The following is a 597-nucleotide window of genomic DNA, read 5'->3' on the forward strand; positions in this document are numbered from 1 at the left end:
GTAGCTGAATTTGTTCCGTTAACACCAAAAGTTTCAAAATTAACAGTTTCTGAAGCATTGGCGGTTATGGTTTTATCTAATGTTTTAGATGTAAACGGATTAGGGTTAATAACATCAAGTTCTACTTTATAGGTTGAAGTTTCACCATTGCCATTAGCAATTACTTCAATAGTATTAATGCCTTTGGCTTTACTAACATCTAAAGTGAAGTAAGCCATTTTTTCATCTGGTTTAGCAAAACTTAGTCGTTGTGTTTTTTCGCCTTCAATTGTAATGCCATTGCTTAATTTTAGGCTAATATTTACGTTTTTAACTTTAGGTTCCATAGCAAAAACGGTTACAGGTAAAGTAACTTTTTCGCCAGGGCTTAACTTACGCGGTAGTGTTGCTAATACCATTAATGGCTTTTTAACTTGTACAGTTTTATCAGTACTTCCGTAGGCTTCTTTGGTGTGGTTTCCAGCTACAACCATGGTTCTAACAGCACCAATATAATTTGGCATTTTTATGGTATGCGATTTTTTTTCACCTTTATTTAAAGTAAATGGGCCAAAATATTTTACTACAGGTTTAAAGCGGTTGGCTTTTTTCTTTTTA

1 protein-coding gene is annotated in these 597 nt (G+C 33.5%); it reads right to left on the bottom strand.

Translation table 11 applies throughout. From position 1 onward, the window contains the following. The coding region (locus FUA24_RS23475; protein WP_449441436.1) for an alpha-2-macroglobulin family protein at positions 1-597 on the bottom strand (597 nt) is incomplete at both ends.

It is taken from the genome of Seonamhaeicola marinus, from assembly GCF_008085455.1.